The sequence below is a fragment of the Brevibacillus parabrevis genome (assembly GCF_022701015.1).
Lineage (GTDB): Bacteria > Bacillota > Bacilli > Brevibacillales > Brevibacillaceae > Brevibacillus > Brevibacillus parabrevis.
In genome coordinates, this window is record NZ_CP064090.1 from 5,729,372 (window position 1) to 5,748,248 (window position 18,877).

The window sequence follows — 18,877 nt, forward strand, 5'->3', positions numbered from 1 at the left end:
TTCTGCTGTTTCCTTATGGATGCTTTTGGCAAGCGCCAGCCATGCCGGGCTGCCTGGTTAATCATGCGGCCACGTCTTGCGCAAGTCTTGCTCAAACTGGCGAAGGTGATTGATTCGCTTCTTGGCAGCCTGGTATTCGGCTTCCCAGCCTTCTTTTTCCCGTTCGCGGATGATTTCCGCTTTCTTTTCCAGCTCTCGCACTTCATTGCGCAGAGCGATGACAATGTCCAGCAGCTCATCCATCTCCATGGAGCGCATGTCCGAAATAAAGTTCCACTCTGCTTCTGTCAAACGATATTGCTTGTTAGCCACGCTTCATCACCCTTAAAAAATGTGTCAAATCTATGCGAATTTGTTTCGGTTATGCCAAAAAGGGAAAGCCGCTTCGTGTATAATAATGGATAATGGGTACGTATGTCGACAATGCTTCCAAGGATGATCCGGAATTATTACTAAAGTAACACCGGAATGGTTATAATTCCAAATGATCTTGCGCGACATGCAGGGCGCTCTTTCGTGCATAAGAGTGGTTACCTATATACATATGGGCAGACGTAGAAGGAGGTTGTTGCATGTTCTCGATTCGCGAGACGGATTTGCCGGGAATCGGCAGAAAATATCAGGTAGAAACAAAAGGCGGCGACAAGCTTGTCATCGTCATTCACGATGACGGCCGCCGGGAAATGTACCATTTTGACCGCGAAGATCCGGATGAGAACATCTCGATGGTTACGCTGGATGACGACGAGGCGCGGCAAATTGCAGCGATTGTCGGCGGCCTGACGTACACGCCGACCGCTCTGGAAACAGTTGAGGTCGCTTTGGACAAGCTTATGATCGAATGGTACAAAATCGACGCTGGCTCACGCGCCGTCGGCAAGACGATCGGCGAGCTGGACGTGCGTCAGGAGACGGGTGCCACGATCATCGCTGTCATTGAAAAAGACCACACACAAACGATCAATCCGGGACCGGAGTATGTGCTTCGTGCAAGCTCCACCCTCGTAGTAGCAGGTGAACGAAAGCAGGTGAAAGCGCTCAAGACTATTCTCAGCAACGGGGGTGATTGACCTTGGAGCACATCGTGTTTGAAGTCGGCCTGGCGCTCGCTCTGATTGCCATCGCCGGCTTCCTCTCCATCAAGTTGAAGTTCTCCATCGTTCCCTTTTACATTTTGGTCGGGATGGTCGTCGGTCCGCACGCCCCCGATATCGGCCTGTTCGATCTGCGCTTTATCGACAGTGCGCCGCTCATCGAATTTATGGGCAGAGTCGGGGTGCTTTTCCTGCTGTTTTACCTCGGCCTTGAGTTTTCGGTAGGGCGTCTGATCAAGGCCGGACGCTCTATCGCGATCGGCGGGACGATCTACATCGCCATTAACTTTACTCTCGGCGTGCTGTTTGGCTGGGTCTGCGGCTTTCCGCTGAAAGAAGTGCTGATCATCGCCGGAATCACTACGATTTCGTCCAGCGCCATCGTCGCCAAAGTCCTGGTCGATCTCAAACGGACAGCCAATCGCGAAACCGAGATGATTCTTGGGATCATCATGTTCGAGGACATCTTTTTGGCAGTGTACATCTCGATCGTATCGGGGCTTGTCCTCAGCGGAGCAACTTCTCTCGGAGGCGTGGTTTCCTCCGCTCTGATTGCTCTCGGCTACATGCTCCTGCTCATCGTCGTAGGCCGCAGGCTCGTCCCTTTTTTGAATCGCGCGCTAAACATCAAATCAAACGAAGTGTTCATGATTACGGTGTTTGCCGCCCTGTTTTTGATTGCGGGTTTTTCCGAGACAATCCATGTAGCTGAAGCCATCGGCGCGCTGCTCGTGGGGCTCGTATTAGCAGAAACACAACATATGAAACGCATCGAACATCTGATACTGCCATTTCGCGACTTTTTCGGCGCCATGTTTTTCTTCAGCTTCGGTTTAACGATTGATCCTCTGTCATTGGGGGGAGCCGTCTGGCTGTCCATCGCTGCGGTCGTCATCACCCTCATCGGAAACGTCGCTGCCGGACTTTTGGCAGGACGCAGCGCCGGGCTGCCGCCCAAAGCTTCCACCAACATTGGACTGACAATCGTTTCACGCGGTGAGTTTTCCATCATCATGGCTAATCTGGGAAAAGCGGGCGCACTCATGGATATTCTCCAGCCGTTCGCAGCTTTGTACGTGCTGATTCTCGCCATTTTAGGCCCTTTGCTGACGAAAGAATCAAAGCGCATCTACCAGTTGCTGAATGCCGTCCTTCCACTGGAGCGCGGCAGTGTCAAGCAGCCTCCTGCAAACCAGTCCGATTCATAGTGTATTGATAGGTGATTCAAGGCAGCCGCTGCGTGTACAGGCTGCCTTTTTCGTCCGTTCCGTCCATCATCGTGCTCGCCGCTTTCCGCCCCCATGCTTCCTCACTGAATCGCTGCCAGCGTCTCCTCCATCCATTCGTAGCTCATCGGCCCGATGTACTTGTGCTGGACGATGCCATTCGAATCAATAATGTAGCTGGTCGGAATCGAGATCGCCTTGTACTCGTTGGTGACTTGCTTGTCTTCATCCAGCAGGACAGGGAACGTCATGCCGTACGCTTTTACGAACACGCCGACATCTTCCGGTTTTGTTTCCGTCGTCGTCAAGTTTACGCCCAAAATGACGACATCGTTGTCTTTGTTTGCTTCATAGTATTGCTGCATGTCGGGAATTTCTGCCCGACAAGGCGGACACCAGGTAGCCCACAAATTGACGATCACTTTTTTCCCGCGAAAATCGGACAGCTTTACTTTCTTGCCGTCCAGCTGTTGCAGTTCAAAATCGGGAGCCGCGTTTCCTTTTTCCGTGCCGACCTGCGCTGTGCTAGTCGCCCCCGGCCCGCTCGTCGCGGCATTTTTCCCTTTTGGCGACAGGATCGAGGCATCGACAATTCCCCACGCCAGCAAGCCGATCAACACGACAAACGCCGCTATTTGATTAAACTTCATCTGCGTTCTCACCTTTCCGTTTGGTCATGCGTCTGGACAAAAAGAGCAGCAACAGCGCGCACCCGTAGTAGACAAGCTGCTCGGAGGAAAGTCCCGCGAAGGCGGCTTCGCGCGGTTGAACGTAAAACTGCACGTACACTTGTCCAATCGCAAACCACATCAGCAGCATAAGCCAGACAGCCAGCTCGTTCAGCTGTTTTCGCGCGCGTTGGAGCCAGACAAGGAACAACAGGCATAAAACGATCTGCTGAACATCGTACAAAAAGCCGCTTTGTTCAAGCAGCACCGTCAATAGCTGATACATGCCTGTCGCAGCCAACGAACCAGTAGCCACCGCCCAGGCCACGAGGTCGACCGGAACCGATTTTTTGCGCAGACGCAGCGAAAAATATACCAGCACAGCAAGCGCCGCCAGCCAGGCTCCACGCTCGCCGCCGGAAAAATACAAAAGCGACGAAGGATTTTGCACGACTTGGTCCAGATGAAACAGCGCATAGCTGAACTTCCAAACCAAAAAGCCGAGGAGAACGGCGTTGCTTAGCAGCTCCGTGAGCGCCCCTCTTGTCGCCCTGTCTTTTTTGACAAGAAACGTGATTGCAAGAAAGCCCGTCGCAATGGAAACGATGACGGCCAAGGTGCTCATTTTCAATAAAAACGGGCCGATTTGAACAGCATCCCACAAAGAGGTTTCCTCCCTGAAAAAAATGACTTACGCTAGAGGGTATACGTACCAACTATCACCATATCAGGAAAAGGAGAATAATGGAATGCTTCAGCAAATTTTTGCGTTGCAAGAGAGCTTTGACTGCTCCTTCTCGAAACGCACGACCGTGCCCCACGTTCATCACTACCGGGACGAGAACATTTCAGACATGTATTCCAGCAATTTCAGCCAAATTTATGACGCGCCGGGTGAAGACTGGATCAAAAGCTACATAGCCAGGCAGCTACAGGACGCCAAAGAACGAGGGCTGGGACGTCTGAAAGCAACACTGCATCCCTCCTTGCCTTTTTCGGACGAGCTAAGCTGCCTGCTTCTCATCGCGGATCGCGCACAAAAAGAAACAACCTAAGTCGACATCCCGATCAGACTTAGGTTGTTCCTTTTTTGCCTATGATCGATCACAGCCCAGCCATTCAGCTACAACCGCCTCTGCCTCCCGATCCCTTCGCTCGACCTCCCCGCTGCGGGTCCATTCCAGGAAACGGTCATCCAAAAGCTCGGCCAAAACGGCTCGTTTGCCTGCAGCGTCCAGTTCGTCCAGCGCGAGCACCCGTTTGCGCATCGTTCCCAAAAAGCGCGTGTAGTCTTCGTACTCAGGCCCGATCCACGCTTCCAGCTGGCGGCGCAGTTTTTTCGCCAAGCCCGGATTGTTGCCCCCTGTCGAGATGGCCACAGTCAGGTCGCCGCGCTCGACTACGGACGGAACCGTAAACGAGCACAGGTCGGGACGATCCACTACATTGATCCACGGGCACCCGGCTTGCTGACACGCTTCGTAGACAGCCAGATTGACCGCAGAATCGCTGGTCGCAGCGACAACGAGCACAGCAGAAGAAACATCAGCGGAAGCAAACGGTCGCTGCCAAAGCGTCAGCCTGCCCGCTTGCCCCCAGGCGTGAATCGCTTCTGTACAGGTGGGACTGACGACGCAGACATCCGCGCCAGCGGCAAGCAGACTGGCGATTTTCCGTTCTGCGACCTGTCCGCCACCGACTACGACGCAACGTTTACGTTCCAGATTGACCATCATCGCATAGTGCGGCATCCGCCGTCCCTCCCTGCAATACTACATATTCGCGGCAGCAAACCGTCTAGCCTAGCCGCCCAGCCGTTGCGCTTTACTCGGCAAGACTATCGTTTACGCCAAGCGTGGCCTCAAACCAGTTGATTTTTTCCCGCATTTTCACGACATCGCCGACCAAAATGATCGCCGGATTGGTGACGTGGCTGTTCTCTGCCAAGCGTTCCTCGATGTTTGCCAAAGTGCCCGTTACGACCGCTTGCTTGGGCAGCGTCCCCCAGGAGATGACAGCGACAGGCGTCTCTGCGTCGCGGCCGTGCTTGATCAATTGCGTGCGGATCAGCGGCAAATTGGCGACGCCCATGTAAAAGGCAACCGTGTCGATCCCGCTCGCCAGCGCCCGCCATTTTTCCACAGCCAGCTCCGGCTTGTCTTCGCGCAGATGACCTGTCACTACGGCAAAAGATGAACCGTGATCGCGATGAGTCACCGGGATTCCCGCGTATGCGGAAGCCGCGATTCCCGCCGTGACGCCTGGCACGATCTCAAAAGCGACTCCTCGCCCAGCCAGATGCTCGGCTTCTTCTCCCGCACGTCCGAACACGCACGGGTCGCCACCTTTCAGGCGTACGACGATCTTGCCTTCCAGCGCCTTCTCCGCGAGGACTTCATTGATCGATTCCTGGCGCATCGTGTGATGATCAGGCAGTTTGCCGCAATAAATACGCTCTGCCGTTTCAGGCGCATAAGCGAGCAATTCAGGGTTAGCCAGGCGGTCATAGACGACCACATCAGCCTTTTGCAAGCATTCAAGCCCTTTGACCGTAATCAGCTTGGGATCTCCAGGTCCAGCGCCGACGAGGTACACTTTTCCCGCGCCGCTCATCGGTCACTGACTCCCGCCGAAGCAAAAGTCGCCATCTCGCGCACCATCCGTGCCGATGCCTCGACGATGGAAAACGCCACTGCCGCTCCGCTGCCTTCGCCAAGCCGCAGGTTCAAATCGAGCAACGGCTGTTTGCCCAGTACGTTCAGTACGAAAGCATGTCCCGGCTCCTGGGAACGGTGACCGGCAATCAAGTAGTCCGCTACGCCTGGCTCCAACCGCACCGCCAAAAGTGCTGCTACGGTGGCGATAAAGCCGTCGAGCAACACCGGAACGCGTCTGGATGCAGCGCCAATCACGGCCCCTGCCATCGCGCCGATTTCCAGTCCGCCCACTTTTGCCAGCACGTCGAGCGGCTGATCCGCATCCGGGCGATGCAGCGCGAGCGCTTCGCGGACAACGGCTTTTTTGCGCTGCCAGCCAGCGTCGTCCAAGCCTGTGCCCCGCCCGACAATCTCATCCGGGTCTGCGCCCGTCAAAGCGGACAAAATCGCGCTGCTCGCTGTCGTGTTGCCGATCCCTACTTCACCGACGATCAGCACCTTGGCTCCTTCATCGATGATCTGCTGCGCCAGCTCGATGCCGACCGCAAGCGACTGCCGCGCTTCTTCCGGCGACATCGCCGCTTCTTTCAGCATGTTGCCCGAGCCAGAGCGGATACGTCTGCTGGTCACTCCGGGAGCCTCTACCTCTACAGCCACGCCGACATCCACGAATTTTTGGATCGCGCCGATTTGCCGGGCGAACACGTTGATCCCCGCGCCACCGTTCACCAGGTTCAGCACCATTTGCGCCGTTACTTCCTGGGGATAGGCCGACACTCCCTCAGCAGCGACGCCGTGATCCGCCGCGAAAACAAGTACGCCAGGCGGCGTGACGACCGGAAACGTCTCTCCTGTCATTCCTGCCAGCTCCACAGCCAGTTCCTCCAGGCGTCCCAAACTTCCCAGCGGCTTGGTCAGCTGATCCACATGTTGTCTCGTTTGCTCACTTGCCTCATGGTTTCGCGGCTCAATCGCCGGAAATAGCTTTTCCAAGCCTGCCATCATATACGCACCTCTTTTTCCTGATAAGCCTTCATCTGTTCTTCAATGACATCCATCCGCACATGACGGCGTACCGTATCTGCCAGCAGATCGTAGCCTTGCTCGCGAAGCGCCACGAAGGACGGACGCTCCACGATTGGCTCCAACCCTTTTTTCGCACGGATTGCGTTCAATAGCAGCGTACGAAAGCGGTCGTTGTGAAACAACCCGTGAAAATACGTCCCGATCAGTTGGCGCTCCTCCTGACAGTAGCCTTCCGTGCGCTCTCCCATCTGGATAAAGGGGGCATCCACCTGCTCATAAGCGGACTGGCCCATATGAATCTCGTAGCCTTCCACTTCGAGCCGCTCTCCGGCAAACACCGCTTCGCCCCTCGACAAAACCGTCGTCTTTTTTGTCTCCATCGTCGTCGTCATCGGAATCAGCCCCAGCCCGTCAAGCTGCTGCAACGGAGATTCCACGCCATCCGGGTCCAAAATCGTCAGCCCCAGCATTTGATAGCCGCCGCACAGACCGACTACGTACGATTTTTTTTGCACATGGAGCTGTTTCACGGCGTCTGCCAGCCCTGACTCGCGCAAAAACTGCAAATCTTCCAGCGTATTTTTGCTGCCTGGCAACACGATGAGGTCAGGCTCGCCCAGCTCTTCCAAACGGGTCACAAAGCGCATCCGGCAATCCGGCTCCACAAAAAACGGGTCTACGTCTGTGAAATTGGAAATGCGCGGATAGCGCAAGACCGCGATGTCCAGATCGCGCGGCGTCTCTCTCTGCCCCTGGTAGCGATGCAAAATCAGCGAGTCCTCCGCATCGATCCACAAGTCGGGAATGAACGGCACCACGCCAAGCACAGGCTTGCCCGTATACTCCTCAAACCAGTCCAAGCCTGACTGCAACAGCGTCAAATCGCCGCGAAAACGGTTGATGACGACGCCGATCACCCGGTCGCGATCTTCGGGTTCGAGCAGTTGCAGCGTGCCGACCAGGCTGGCAAAAACGCCGCCGCGCTCGATGTCAGCCACCAAAATGACCGGAGCGTTCGTCAGTCGCGCGACCCGCATGTTGACCAGCTCGCGATCGTTGAGATTGACTTCTGCCGGACTGCCTGCCCCCTCAATCACGATCCGCTCATACGCGGCGGCGAGCCGCTCGTAAGCCTCGCCGATAATCCGCAGTCCTTCCTCGTAAAACTCCTGGCGATACGCCATCGCTTTCATGTTGGCGTACGGCTCGCCGTTCACCACGATTTGCGACTCGGAATCGCGCGTCGGCTTGATCAGGATCGGATTCATGTCGGTCGTGGCGAGAATCCCGGCCGCTTCCGCCTGAACGCCCTGCGCCCGCCCGATTTCTTTCCCGTCCAGCGTGACGTAGGAGTTCAGCGCCATGTTTTGCGATTTGAACGGGGCCGTCTTGTAGCCATCCTGCGCAAAAATTCGGCAAAGTGCCGTTGCGATCGCACTTTTCCCTGCGTCTGAGCTGGTTCCCTGAACCATCAGCGGGAGAGCTTTAGGCACGAGCCGCCACCTCCGCGCACAGACTCAGCCACCGCTTCACCAGCTCTGGATTGGAGCCAAAGTGCAAGTGCGTGTAGCCTGCGACCAGATTGCCCTCTGCGAAGCCTTCTGGCTTGGTTCCGCGCAGCCCTTTTGTCTCATAGGCCGCAGGAAGCTGTTGCTCGCTGGAATAAGTCGAATAATGGAACTCGTGCCCTTTTGCCTGTTCATCCGGGCCGATCAGGAAATTGCCTGCCTTGCCGCGCACTTCCCGATAGCCAAGCGCGGCCAGCTTTTTCTGCATCGTCACCTTCCCGGGCACGATCCCGAGCATCGGGAAGCTCTCGCCGTCTGTCGTCACAATCGCTTCCGTCAAAAACATGAACCCGCCGCACTCGGCCAAGGTCGGCAAGCCTTTGGCAATCGCCTTGCGGAACGAGTCTTTCACCAGCTCGTTTTGCGACAGCTCGGCAGCAAACTCCTCTGGAAAGCCTCCGCCGATGTACAGGCCGTCCGCTGCTTCCGGCACGCCTTCTCCTGCCAGCGGCGAGAAAAAGGCCAGCTTCGCTCCGTGCGCCTGCAGCAGTTCCAAATTTTCCGGATAGTAAAAATGAAACGCCGGGTCTTTCGCTACCGCGATCGTCACGTCGTAGTTCGCTTGACGCGGCGCGAACAGCTTTGGCTCCACTTGCAGCGGCTCTGCTTTCGCCAGTTCCCAAACCAGATCGAGGTCTACCGTTTCGTGAATCAAGTCTGCCAGCTTCGCAAACAGAGGCGCAAGCTCGCCGCGTTCCACGGATGGCACGAGTCCGAGATGACGCTCGGGAATTTCCAGCTCGTTTTCCCGTTTCAAATAGCCGACAACCGGAATCCCGCACTCCTGCTCAATCGCCGCCTTGACGATTTTGTGGTGCCCTTCGCTGCCGACTTTGTTGGCGATCACACCGACGATTTTCGCCTGCGGATTGAGCAGCTGAAAGCCTTTGACGATCGCAGCCGCGCTGCGCGCCATGCTTTGGCAGTTGACCACGAGCAACACAGGCGAAGCTGTCAAAATGCTGATTTCAGCCGTGCTTCCTTTGTCGCTCGTCGCTTCCTTGCCGTCGTACATGCCCATGACGCCCTCGATGATCGAGATGTCCGCGCCTTCGCTGCCGCGGACGAAAATCTCTTTGACCACCTCATGCTCCAGCATGAAGCTGTCGAGGTTGCGCGACGCTCTGCCTGTTACGGCTGTATGGTAAGTGGGATCGATATAGTCAGGGCCGCACTTGAAGCCTTGGACGACATGGCCTTTGCGGATCAGGGCAGCCATCAGTCCGATGGTAACGGTCGTCTTGCCTGCCCCACTGCCCGTTCCGGCGATTACGATACGGCGGCTGTTATCCGTCATACGCGCTCCTCCTCACGATAAGGCATTAAAGCGACAGAAATAGTGGCGTTGCCCGATTTTTTCTTGGTCAGGACGAGTTCGTCGACACCTGCGTACAGCTTCGCCGCAGGCTCGCTTACCCCGTACGCTCCCGTGAACTTGAATACCGTCTCGGACGGATCGCTGATCTCCACCTTGTTCAGTTCCTCCGGGGAATACCAGACAAAAGGCCAGCCGTACTTCTCGCACACGGCGATCAGTCCAGCCTCGTCTTTTTTCAGTTCAATCGTCGCAAGAGCCTTGACGCTTTTGATGGAGAACTGCAATTCATCCAGCGTCTCCTTGATGACCGCCTCGATCTCCTCGGCAGATGTTCCCCGGTTGCAGCCCATTCCGAGCACGATTACTTTCGGACGATACAGGACGCCATTGTCCAAAATCGTCTGCTCCTCTGGCGCAAGCAAGCGGTGAGAGACGACGAGCGCGGCATGCGGATTGGCTGCCTGCGCTTCGGCAATCGTCTTGTATTCCTTGATCGACGGCGGCATCGGCGTGTCGTGCATCCACCAGTCGCGCTCGCCTGATTCGTTGACCACCGCTACATGCTCCTCGTTGACGACAGAGGCGCTCACTGGCGTCAGCTTGTCAGCCGAATCCCACTCCCAGCCAAAACGGCGGCCGAACAAATCGACAGGGATCGTCTTTTGTACATCGGAAGCAGTCGTGATGATCGGACGAGCGCCCATGATCGCCGCTACCTCGCGAGCCAGCTCATTGGCTCCCCCGAGGTGGCCGGACAGGACGCTGATCACATTTTCCCCGCGATCGTCCACGACGACGACACCCGGGTCTTTCTTTTTATCTTCCAGCAAAGGAGCGATCATCCGCACAACCGCCCCGAGCGAAATAATGATAATCAGCCCTTTGTAAGCGGGCCAAAGCGCAGGAAACAGCATGCGCACACTGTTGGAAAACAGCTGGATGCCGCGAGCTTCCTCGTCTCCACGGGCGAACTTGCTCATGTAGTACAAGTCTGCCCCGGGAAATTTTTGCGCCAGATCGCGTGCCATCTCTACCCCGTGCTTCGTGATGGCGACGATCGCATATTCCCCGCGCTGGCGGATGGCTGGAATTTCCCCTTCAACCAGTTCGATAATCATTCTTTCACACCTTTTCTGTACCCGTGCGTGAAGGTTTTATCGTACAGCTTGGAACGGTACTGTTCGCTTTTTTCATGGATATCCGGGTCCAAAGCCCAGCCTGCCAAAATCATCGCGTGCTTGCGAATGCCGTTTTTGCCCATGTCTTCGTCCAAATTTCTCAAGGTCGTGCGCACGATCAGCTGATCCGGCCAGCTTGCCCGTTGCACGACAGCGACTGGCGTATCTTCGCTCCAGCCTGCCTCGACAAGCTCGCGCACTACTTTTTTCGTCAAAGTCGCGCTCAAATACAAAGCGAGTGTGCAGTGATGCTCGGCAAGCGCGCGCAGCTTCTCCCTGTCCGGTACAGGCGTGCGCCCCTCTGCGCGGGTGAGGATGAGCGTCTGGGTCAGCTCCGGGATGGTCAGTTCGGCGCCTACTGCTGCTGCTGCCGCAAATACGGAGCTGACGCCTGGCACGATCTCTACCTCGATGCCTTTTGCTTTCAGCAAAGCGATCTGCTCCATGATCGCTCCGTACACGGACGGGTCGCCCGTATGCAAGCGCACGACTGTTTTTCCGCTGCTGATGCGGTCTACCATCAGCTCTACCATTTCTTCCAGCGCCATGCCGGAGCTGTGCAGCACCTCTGCATCAGGATTGCCAAGCGCAACCAGCTCTTCGTTGACGAGCGAGTCGGTGTACAAAATGACGTCTGCCTTTTGCAGCAGCTTCATGCCTTTTACGGTAATCAAATCCGGGTCGCCGGGACCCGCTCCCACTATGTACAGTTTCATCCCTTTTTCACCACCATCAGTGTTAGATAGCTAAGCTCTGCCCGCTCCAGTTCACGCATGTCCGTCCAGACCATTTCTTCCGAAGAAGTGACCTTTGTCGCAACAGCGGCTTTGTCTGCGAGTCCCATTTCTTTCAGCAAACCGATGATCATCGGCAGCACTTTTGCTACCTTCAAAAACACGACGGTATCGTGATCTTCAATCGCTTTGCGCATCGCTTCCTTGTCTTCTGTAGCCGGAATGATCCCGATTTGCTCGTCGCCATCCGCGAGCGGCATGTTGAAGCGGGAAGCAGCTCCGAGGAACGAAGATACGCCCGGCACGGTTACGACAGGCACTTCCGGGTGCTCTTCATGCATGACGCGCATCATGTGGATGAACGTACTGTAAAACATCGGATCGCCTTCGGTGACAAACGCGACGTCTTTGCCTTCGGACAGACGCTCCCAGACGATTTCGACCGTTTTGTTCCACTCGCGCTCCAAAATTTCTTTGTCGCGTGTCATCGGGAAGACGAGTCCGAGCATTTCCTTGTCTTGCGGCTGCACGTACAGCTCGGCAATTTGGTGGGCGTAGCTTTTGCTGCCCATCCGTTTTTTCGGGTACGCAACTACCGGGGATTGCTGCAGCAGGCGGAATGCCTTTACAGTAATCAATTCTGGATCGCCAGGGCCGACTCCCAGCCCGTACAATGTTCCGATCTTGGTCACTTGCTGTCTCCTCCTTGTTCCTCTGCCTGCTTGGCCCAGGCCGTAATGATGTAGATCGGATTCAACGCTTCAAAACGGGTCAAAGACAAAATCGGCTTGCTGCGCGACAGTTGCGCCAGCGTGACCGATGTTTCGAAGCCTTCCTCTGCAAAAGCTTGCGTCGCTTCGTACAACGTCTCAATCGTCGCTGCGTTGACCACGATGCGTCCGCCTGCCCGAAGCCGCGTGCAGCAAATATTCAAAAGCTCGCGCAATTCTCCGCCGCTGCCCCCGATAAAGACGGCATCCGGGTCGGGGAACTCATCCAGTCCTTTTGGCGCGCGGGCATTCACAACAGTCAGATCGGTGCGAAACTTCGCCATGTTTTGGCGGCAGTTTTCCAGGTCGTCCGCATTTTTCTCCACGCCGTACACTTCGCCTTCGCGTGCGATTCGCGCTGCCTCGATCGCGACGGAGCCTGTGCAGGTGCCGATGTCCCAAACGATGCTTTTGGCGTGCAATTGCAGTTGGGCGATGCTTAAAATGCGCACTTCTTTTTTCGTAATCAGTCCCTTGTCCGGCTTGCGCTGGGAAAACTCCTCGTCCGCAATCCCAAACGGCCAGACCGGGCTTGGCCGACGCTTTTTCAAAATCACGACATTCAAATCGGAAAAGACGCCGTCAGCCATGTCCTGCAAAGCGTACCAGCCTGTCCGCTCGTCTTCGCTGCCCAAGTTTTCCGCCACGAACGCATCGTATTCGGTCATCTGAAACGACAGCAAATACTTGGCGATCGCCGCAGGCGTGTTTTCCCGATCGGTGAGCAGCGCGACTTTGTCCTTGCCGTCCATCCGCTGCGCCAGCCCTTTGATGCTGCGGCCGTGTACGCTGAGCAATGTCGCATCTTGCCACGCCTCGCCCATTTTGGCAAAAGCGAGCTGAATGGAGCTGAGGTGCGGGTAAATGTCCACGTTGAGCTTTTTCGCCAAAAGGCTGCCGATCCCGTAAAAGAGCGGATCGCCGGAAGCGAGAATGACCGTCTTGCGCGTCTCTGACCGCAGTTCCTCGACCATCGCGGTCAAGCCGCCTTTCAAAACTCGCTTTTCCCCTTTGTACTCCGGAAAAAAGCCAAGATGCCGCTCTCCTCCAACCAACAGCTCACTTTCTTCGATCCAGGTCCGGTACAGCGGCAGCAAGCTTTGCTGTCCGTCATCCCCGATCCCGATCACTTTCATCGCTTGTGTCATCGATCGTCACCCTTCCCAGCAGGGACCCTTTCATAGTAATGATGATGGTTTCGACCACGATGCCGCCGCCTACTTCTTTCAGGGCGGCACGGCAGCAGTTGGCGCACATGATCTCGAAAAAGGCAGGCGTCTCCGCCATCATATCCCCGACCTGCGAGGCTGTATTTGCTCCCAGTATTTCGTCCACTTGCTCTTGGGAAACACCTGCTTCCGTCGCCATCTGGGCCAAAAACCCGAAGTCGACAGGAGCGCTTTTCGAGTGAACCATCATGACACCTTGCGCCACTTTGGAAAACTTGCCCATCATGCCGACAAGCGTCACTTTGCGCATTTTCCTGACCTTGCACTGCTTGAGCGCAAACCCGACGAAATCGCCCATCTCCACGAAAGCTTCCTCGGACAGCTCCGGGTAGGTAGCGATTCCATACGACTCACTTTTTCCGCCCGTGGAGAGGACGATGTGATCGCAGCCCGCTTCTTTGGCGACGTTGATCGCCTGAGCCACGCTTGCCTTGTAAGCAGAAGTGGAAAACGGCACCACGATTCCGCGCGTCCCCAAAATGGAAATGCCGCCGAGTATGCCGAGTCGTCCGTTCAATGTTTTTTTGGCAATTTCCTCGCCCGCAGGCACGGAAATTACGATTTTGATCCCGCGCTCTATCCCGTACTCATCGAGTACCGCCTGAGCCGTCTCGCGAATCATTTTGCGCGGAACGGGATTGATCGCGGCCTCGCCAATCGGGACAGGCAACCCTGGCTTGGTCACCCGTCCTACCCCGACGCCACCGTCCAAAATAATCCCAGGCTCGTCTGACCATTCGACAGTGGAAAGAATCAACGCCCCATGCGTGGCATCCGGGTCGTCACCGCCGTCCTTGATCGTGGCTGCTGTCGCTTTTTCCGGCGAAAACTCGCAGCTCTCCATCTGGAAAGTCACGTCTTCCCCGATCGGCAGGCGGATCGTAGCCTCCCTTTGCGGCTCCTGGGTTATCAGCGCTAGCAAAGCAGCCTTGGTCGTCGCCGTTGCGCATGATCCAGTTGTGTAGCCGTGGCGGAGGGGTTTCGCCTCTTTTTCGTCCGATGCTGCTTTGGCTGCCATCTGCTTAGCCCAACCGTTCCGCCATGATGGAGATGGCATTCAATGCCGCTACAGTTACAGGGCTTCCGCCTTTGCGCCCGATGTTGGTGATGAAAGGAATGTCGAGCTTCGCCAGCTCTTCCTTGGACTCCGCCGCAGATACGAAGCCTACTGGCATTCCGATGACAAGTCCTGGCTTCGCTTCCCCTTCCTTCACCATGCGAATCAGCTCCAACAGAGCTGTCGGTGCGTTACCGATGCAGAAAATTCCTCCGTCTGCTTCCTTCACAGCTTTGCGCATGGAAATAATCGCACGAGTGGTGTTGAGGCGTTTTGCTTCTTCCATGACGTCGCGGTCAGAGATGTATACTTTCACTTCGCCGCCGAATTTCTCAATCCGATTTTTGCTGATGCCGACTTGAACCATTTGCACGTCCGCTACGACGATTTTTCCGCTGCGAATCGCTTGAATACCGGATTGGACAGCATCCGGGTGGAAAACGAGACTGCGTCCGAGATCAAAGTCGGCGGAAGCGTGGATGACGCGCTGCACGACAGGGTATTGTTCCTCTGTAAACGGGTGCTCGCCCAGCTCGTCGGTAATGATTTGAAAGCTCATGTCCTCGATCTCTTGCGGTTGTACAGTCAAAGGCTTAAATTCGGTTTTGAAGTCCATGGTTGGTTTCCTCCAGTCACTTGTTTGGATGCTTGTTTATACAGGCGGGATGCCGTGTTATTGCACGACCTCTTTAAGCTGGTTCAGCACGCTTTGGTAGTCGGAAAACTTGGTGCCGTAATCGATTTTCGGACGCCCGATGACGATTGTCTCGATGCCCATTTCCAGCGCTGCTTCCACTTTTTCGTCAAAAGCGCCTACCTTGCCGCTCTCTTTCGTAATCATCAGCGTCACGCCATAGTGGGCGTAGAGCGCTTTGTTCAGCTCTTTGGAAAAAGGCCCTTGCATGGCGACGATGTTTTTTTGCTCCACGCCGAGTTCTTCGCATTTTTGCATATTGTCGAGCCGCGGCAGCATGCGGGCAACCAATGTCGTGTCCGGCAGGCCCAGGAGACGATCCGTGAACGTCTTCAACGTCTTGCTGCCAGTCGTCAGCATGATGACGCCGCGCTTGTCAGCCGCAAGCTCGGCTGCTTGCACGTAATCCTCGACGATGATCAGCTTTTCGCTGCCTGGCGCATCCAGACTCTCACGCTCGTAACGGATGTACGGAACACCCGCTCCTTGTGCGCCAGCCATCGCGTTTTTCGAGGCTTCCTCCGCAAAAGGGTGGCTCGCGTCAACGACACAGCGCACGCCCCGCTCCTGGATCAACTGCTGGATGTCGTCGGCAGTCAAGCGTCCGACCTGGACGGGCACACCGGCCTCCTCCATGCTTTTCGCTGCGTTGTCCGTTACGACGGTGGTCAGCAGATCGTAGCCGTTTTCCTTGATCAACAAGGCCAATTCACGCGCGTCGCTCGTTCCAGCCAATACGAGAATCATGCTGTGTCTCCTCCTACTTGGTTACGTGGTCATGCTTGTGGTCGTGTTTGTGATCATGGTCGTGGTCATGATCATGGTGATGATCGTGGTCATGGTTATGATCGTGAGCATGGTGGTGATCGTGGTCATGGTGATGATCATGGTCATGGTGGTGATCGTGATCATGATGATGCCCGTGATGGTGGTGGTGATGTCCATGTCCGTGATCGTCATCATGGTGGTGGTGATGGTGGTCGATATGCTCCATCGCTGCCAGTCTGTACTGACAGGTGTCACAGTTCAGCTTCACTTCCCCGTGCAAGGCTTCCTCGACGCGATCCTTGAGCACTTCTTTCAGCAACGGGTGGAAACCGAAATACTCGGCCATCTCAAACTGGGCATCCGGATATTGCGCGCGGAACTTCTCCAGTTGATCGCTCATCCGTTTGATCAGCACACCTGTAAACAGGAAGTACGGCAACAGCACGATGCGCTTGGCGCCAAGCTTCAGGCAGCGCTCCACTCCCTCGTCGTACAGCGGGTAGGTCACACCCATGAAAGCTGTCTCGACCAAAGGCGCCTTGTAACGCTCCCAGAAAAGGCGGGACATTTTGTAAATATCACTGTTGGCATCCGCGTCGCTGCTGCCGCGCCCGATGACGAGCACAGCCAGATCGTCGTAATCTTCTCCGGAAGCGAAGCCCGCTTCTGCCATGCGTGTAGACAAAATGTTGATCACTTCTTCGTGAATGCCGATCGGACGACCGTAGATGAACTGTACGTGCGGGTGCAGCTCCTTCGCTTCGTCAATCGCCGCCGGGATGTGGATTTTCGCATGCCCCGCAGAGAACAGGATGATCGGAATGACCGCTACCCGCGTCGCTCCTCTCGCTACACACGTATTCAATCCTTGCAGCATGTCTGGTCTGGCAAACTCCAGAAAGCACGTCTCGATAATCGGCACATCCAGCTCAGGCGCAAGGGAAGCGACAAACTGGCGAATCTCTTCGTTGCCTTCCGGGTCCTTGCTTCCGTGTCCTACAAATAAAACCGCGTCCATTTCGTTTCCCCCTCGTTTTCGGTCAACTCCGCTACCTATTGATCCGTCTGTCAATCTCCGCAAGCGGCGTTCTCGATTTCCGCTTTGGCAGGCTCGTACCAGGCATACCCCTCCAGCTCGCCTACCCGTTGGAAAAACTTGTGGAAGCGCTCATTCGGAAACGCCTCTTTTTTGAATCGGTTCACGATTCGCTCGACAAGCGGCACAATCGCCTCTTTATCAATGCCTTCCGCAACCGGAATGCCGGAATGCGCGTTACGTCCCACCGTTTTCGCGCCCAGGAACAAATCGAATTTGCCTTTGCGGAACACGATTCCGATATCCTCCTGAACAGCTCCATAGCAGGCCATTCCGCAGCCGTTAAAGCCGATTCTCAGCTCTTTGGGCATTTCCTTGCCACCCAGCCGCTGGTGCAGCTCCTCCGCGTACGGGATGCTGTCTTTTTTCTCGCCATCGCAAAAATCGCACGCCTTCACCTGCAACACATCCCCGATCGGGCTGAGGATAAGCCCCAGCTCGCGCAAACGGCTGGTCACACTTTCCGGATCAGCAGTCGGCACACGCATGATGATCTGGTGGTGCGGGGTATATTCGATCTCGCCTTTTTCTCCTGCGACTTCGGCGATCGCCATCATCTGCATCGGCGTGATTTTTTTGTTGGCGACACCGGGACTGACGGCGAACTCAAAAATCATTTCCGGCTGAAACGATGAAGCCGTACGAACAGCGCTTGTTTGGGCAGGCTTCGTTTCGATGCCTTTTGCCGTATTGACGGCACTCAGCGCTTGCATGGCCCAATCGAGCGGCGAGCGCTCTGCCTGGTGAGCAACCGTTTGCGCTGCCTGTTCCACCGGAGGAGCTTCCAGGACAGCCGTACTCGTTGCACTTCCGGCTAGTCCGGCTTGACCAGCAGCCGACGGACTTTCCACATCAGTCGCCAGCACAGGTCGCTCACTTGCTGGCTCTACTGTCTTTGGGGCAGTCGTGCCCACGCTTTCGTCGCCTGCTTCCAATGACCACGGTTCATTTTCCACGCGCAGCCGTTGATGCGGTTTGAGCGGCTGTTCGTCTGCCGACAGCGTGTATTTGCGCTGGTAGCCGCGCGGCGTAATCATTTTGCCATCGTACACGAACGTCGAAGAGTTCCCGATGATGACCGTCGTCAACATGCCGATGTCGTGCTCCAGCATTTGCGCAAGTGTCGTCACCACGACCGTCTCGCGCTCGCGGTAGGCGCTTTTCACGATTCCGACAGGTGTATCAGGCGAACGGTATTGCAAAAGGATGCGCTGCGCCTCCACAATCTGGCGCGTGCGTCGACCGCTGCGCGGGTTGTACAAGGCGATGACGAAATCAGCCATCCCGGCTGCATCGATCCGTCTGGCAATCAGCTCCCATGGCGTCAAGTGGTCGCTCAAGCTGATCGTGCAGGCGTCATGCATGATCGGAGCACCGAGAATAGCGCCACAGGAGTTGATCGCCGAAATGCCCGGAACGATTTCGATCGGAACGCCAGTCGCCTCTGTCCAGCCTTTCTCGACCAGCACTTCGTAGACCAGACCCGCCATCCCGTAAACGCCGGAGTCTCCACTGGAGATCACCGCTACTTTTTTGCCTTCCTCTTCCGCTTGGCGCACGGCTTCGCGCGCACGCGTCACTTCCTCGGTCATCCCGGTGCTGACGATCTCCTGATTGGTCAAAAGTCCGCGGATCAAATCCACGTACGTCGAGTAACCGATAATGACGTCAGATTCTTGCAGGGCTTCCCGCGCACGCTTGGTGATATGTTCAAAACTTCCCGGGCCAAACCCGATCACAAACAACTTGCCGCTCATACGGCCCCTCCCCTTTCCATCGCATACGTGTCGCATG

General features: G+C 56.0%; 20 protein-coding genes. 3 read left to right on the forward strand and 17 right to left on the reverse strand.

Annotated features, from left to right (window positions below; all coding sequences use genetic code 11):
* Positions 1-57: 57 nt before the first annotated feature.
* Positions 58-312, reverse strand: a complete 255-nt coding sequence (locus tag IRJ17_RS26240; RefSeq protein ID WP_063228359.1) for a hypothetical protein — start codon at positions 310-312, stop codon at positions 58-60.
* Positions 313-572: 260 nt separating this feature from the next.
* Between IRJ17_RS26240 and IRJ17_RS26245 the strand changes: the two genes are divergently transcribed.
* A complete protein-coding gene (locus IRJ17_RS26245; RefSeq protein WP_173596053.1) occupies positions 573-1,070 on the forward strand; it encodes a cation:proton antiporter regulatory subunit in 498 nt (165 codons plus the stop codon).
* 2 nt (positions 1,071-1,072) lie between these two features.
* Positions 1,073-2,302 (forward strand): cation:proton antiporter, encoded by a 1,230-nt coding sequence (locus tag IRJ17_RS26250; protein ID WP_122962820.1) that lies wholly within the window; start codon positions 1,073-1,075, stop codon positions 2,300-2,302.
* A gap of 101 nt (positions 2,303-2,403) precedes the next feature.
* On the opposite strand, the gene IRJ17_RS26255 is transcribed toward IRJ17_RS26250, so the two are convergent.
* Both IRJ17_RS26255 and IRJ17_RS26260 read right to left on the reverse strand, forming a co-directional pair.
* Positions 2,404-2,970, reverse strand: coding sequence for a peroxiredoxin family protein (locus IRJ17_RS26255; RefSeq protein WP_173596052.1), 567 nt, complete (start codon positions 2,968-2,970; stop codon positions 2,404-2,406).
* The gene (locus tag IRJ17_RS26260) at positions 2,960-3,652 is read right to left on the reverse strand and encodes a hypothetical protein (RefSeq protein WP_122962818.1); all 693 of its coding nucleotides are present in this window, start codon (positions 3,650-3,652) and stop codon (positions 2,960-2,962) included. The genes IRJ17_RS26255 and IRJ17_RS26260 overlap by 11 nt, the downstream gene beginning before the upstream one ends.
* A gap of 85 nt (positions 3,653-3,737) precedes the next feature.
* Here IRJ17_RS26260 and IRJ17_RS26265 point away from each other — a divergent pair, with 85 nt between their 5' ends.
* Positions 3,738-4,043: a hypothetical protein gene (locus IRJ17_RS26265; protein WP_242772411.1), complete on the forward strand. Its 306-nt coding sequence runs from the start codon at positions 3,738-3,740 to the stop codon at positions 4,041-4,043.
* 39 nt (positions 4,044-4,082) lie between these two features.
* On the opposite strand, the gene IRJ17_RS26270 is transcribed toward IRJ17_RS26265, so the two are convergent.
* From IRJ17_RS26270 to cobJ, 14 genes are all read right to left on the reverse strand, one after another.
* Entirely contained in the window at positions 4,083-4,739 is a 657-nt protein-coding gene (locus IRJ17_RS26270) for a precorrin-2 dehydrogenase/sirohydrochlorin ferrochelatase family protein (protein WP_173598463.1), read from the reverse strand.
* A 73-nt stretch (positions 4,740-4,812) separates the two neighbouring features.
* Positions 4,813-5,601, reverse strand: coding sequence for a uroporphyrinogen-III C-methyltransferase (gene cobA / locus IRJ17_RS26275; RefSeq protein ID WP_122962815.1), 789 nt, complete (start codon positions 5,599-5,601; stop codon positions 4,813-4,815).
* Positions 5,598-6,650, reverse strand: a complete 1,053-nt coding sequence (gene cobT, locus IRJ17_RS26280) for a nicotinate-nucleotide--dimethylbenzimidazole phosphoribosyltransferase (protein WP_173596049.1) — start codon at positions 6,648-6,650, stop codon at positions 5,598-5,600. The genes cobA and cobT overlap by 4 nt, the downstream gene beginning before the upstream one ends.
* On the reverse strand, positions 6,647-8,164 hold the full coding sequence (locus IRJ17_RS26285) for a cobyric acid synthase (RefSeq protein ID WP_122962814.1): 1,518 nt from the start codon (positions 8,162-8,164) through the stop codon (positions 6,647-6,649). Before IRJ17_RS26285 ends, cobT begins: the two co-directional genes overlap by 4 nt.
* On the reverse strand, positions 8,157-9,536 hold the full coding sequence (locus IRJ17_RS26290; RefSeq protein ID WP_122962813.1) for a cobyrinic acid a,c-diamide synthase CobB: 1,380 nt from the start codon (positions 9,534-9,536) through the stop codon (positions 8,157-8,159). Before IRJ17_RS26290 ends, IRJ17_RS26285 begins: the two co-directional genes overlap by 8 nt.
* Positions 9,533-10,675, reverse strand: coding sequence for a cobalt-precorrin 5A hydrolase (locus tag IRJ17_RS26295; protein ID WP_173596047.1), 1,143 nt, complete (start codon positions 10,673-10,675; stop codon positions 9,533-9,535). The genes IRJ17_RS26290 and IRJ17_RS26295 overlap by 4 nt, the downstream gene beginning before the upstream one ends.
* Entirely contained in the window at positions 10,672-11,451 is a 780-nt protein-coding gene (cobM, locus tag IRJ17_RS26300) for a precorrin-4 C(11)-methyltransferase (protein ID WP_063228368.1), read from the reverse strand. The genes IRJ17_RS26295 and cobM overlap by 4 nt, the downstream gene beginning before the upstream one ends.
* Positions 11,448-12,161, reverse strand: coding sequence for a precorrin-2 C(20)-methyltransferase (cobI, locus tag IRJ17_RS26305; RefSeq protein ID WP_063228369.1), 714 nt, complete (start codon positions 12,159-12,161; stop codon positions 11,448-11,450). Before cobI ends, cobM begins: the two co-directional genes overlap by 4 nt.
* Positions 12,158-13,387 (reverse strand): precorrin-6y C5,15-methyltransferase (decarboxylating) subunit CbiE, encoded by a 1,230-nt coding sequence (gene cbiE, locus IRJ17_RS26310; RefSeq protein ID WP_122962811.1) that lies wholly within the window; start codon positions 13,385-13,387, stop codon positions 12,158-12,160. Before cbiE ends, cobI begins: the two co-directional genes overlap by 4 nt.
* Positions 13,350-14,486, reverse strand: a complete 1,137-nt coding sequence (locus IRJ17_RS26315) for a cobalt-precorrin-5B (C(1))-methyltransferase (protein WP_173596044.1) — start codon at positions 14,484-14,486, stop codon at positions 13,350-13,352. Before IRJ17_RS26315 ends, cbiE begins: the two co-directional genes overlap by 38 nt.
* Before the next feature lie 4 nt (positions 14,487-14,490).
* Positions 14,491-15,141, reverse strand: a complete 651-nt coding sequence (locus tag IRJ17_RS26320; RefSeq protein WP_063228372.1) for a precorrin-8X methylmutase — start codon at positions 15,139-15,141, stop codon at positions 14,491-14,493.
* Positions 15,142-15,198: 57 nt separating this feature from the next.
* Positions 15,199-15,966 (reverse strand): precorrin-6A reductase, encoded by a 768-nt coding sequence (cobK, locus tag IRJ17_RS26325; protein ID WP_122962809.1) that lies wholly within the window; start codon positions 15,964-15,966, stop codon positions 15,199-15,201.
* Positions 15,967-15,979: 13 nt separating this feature from the next.
* Entirely contained in the window at positions 15,980-17,005 is a 1,026-nt protein-coding gene (locus IRJ17_RS26330) for a sirohydrochlorin chelatase (protein ID WP_242772413.1), read from the reverse strand.
* A 50-nt stretch (positions 17,006-17,055) separates the two neighbouring features.
* Positions 17,056-18,840, reverse strand: a complete 1,785-nt coding sequence (gene cobJ / locus IRJ17_RS26335; RefSeq protein WP_173598468.1) for a precorrin-3B C(17)-methyltransferase — start codon at positions 18,838-18,840, stop codon at positions 17,056-17,058.
* Positions 18,841-18,877 lie beyond the last annotated feature (37 nt).

Coding starts and splice junctions, on each gene's coding strand:
- IRJ17_RS26265 (WP_242772411.1), top strand. CDS start 3,738: ATGCTTCAGCAAATTTTTGCGTTGCAAGAGAGCTTTGACTGCTCCTTC.
- cbiE (WP_122962811.1), bottom strand. CDS start 13,387: ATGACACAAGCGATGAAAGTGATCGGGATCGGGGATGACGGACAGCAA.
- IRJ17_RS26330 (WP_242772413.1), bottom strand. CDS start 17,005: ATGGACGCGGTTTTATTTGTAGGACACGGAAGCAAGGACCCGGAAGGC.
- IRJ17_RS26255 (WP_173596052.1), bottom strand. CDS start 2,970: ATGAAGTTTAATCAAATAGCGGCGTTTGTCGTGTTGATCGGCTTGCTG.
- IRJ17_RS26290 (WP_122962813.1), bottom strand. CDS start 9,536: ATGACGGATAACAGCCGCCGTATCGTAATCGCCGGAACGGGCAGTGGG.
- IRJ17_RS26320 (WP_063228372.1), bottom strand. CDS start 15,141: ATGGACTTCAAAACCGAATTTAAGCCTTTGACTGTACAACCGCAAGAG.
- IRJ17_RS26270 (WP_173598463.1), bottom strand. CDS start 4,739: ATGCCGCACTATGCGATGATGGTCAATCTGGAACGTAAACGTTGCGTC.
- cobK (WP_122962809.1), bottom strand. CDS start 15,966: ATGATTCTCGTATTGGCTGGAACGAGCGACGCGCGTGAATTGGCCTTG.
- cobT (WP_173596049.1), bottom strand. CDS start 6,650: ATGATGGCAGGCTTGGAAAAGCTATTTCCGGCGATTGAGCCGCGAAAC.
- IRJ17_RS26315 (WP_173596044.1), bottom strand. CDS start 14,486: ATGGCAGCCAAAGCAGCATCGGACGAAAAAGAGGCGAAACCCCTCCGC.
- IRJ17_RS26295 (WP_173596047.1), bottom strand. CDS start 10,675: ATGATTATCGAACTGGTTGAAGGGGAAATTCCAGCCATCCGCCAGCGC.
- IRJ17_RS26245 (WP_173596053.1), top strand. CDS start 573: ATGTTCTCGATTCGCGAGACGGATTTGCCGGGAATCGGCAGAAAATAT.
- cobA (WP_122962815.1), bottom strand. CDS start 5,601: ATGAGCGGCGCGGGAAAAGTGTACCTCGTCGGCGCTGGACCTGGAGAT.
- cobM (WP_063228368.1), bottom strand. CDS start 11,451: ATGAAACTGTACATAGTGGGAGCGGGTCCCGGCGACCCGGATTTGATT.
- cobJ (WP_173598468.1), bottom strand. CDS start 18,840: ATGAGCGGCAAGTTGTTTGTGATCGGGTTTGGCCCGGGAAGTTTTGAA.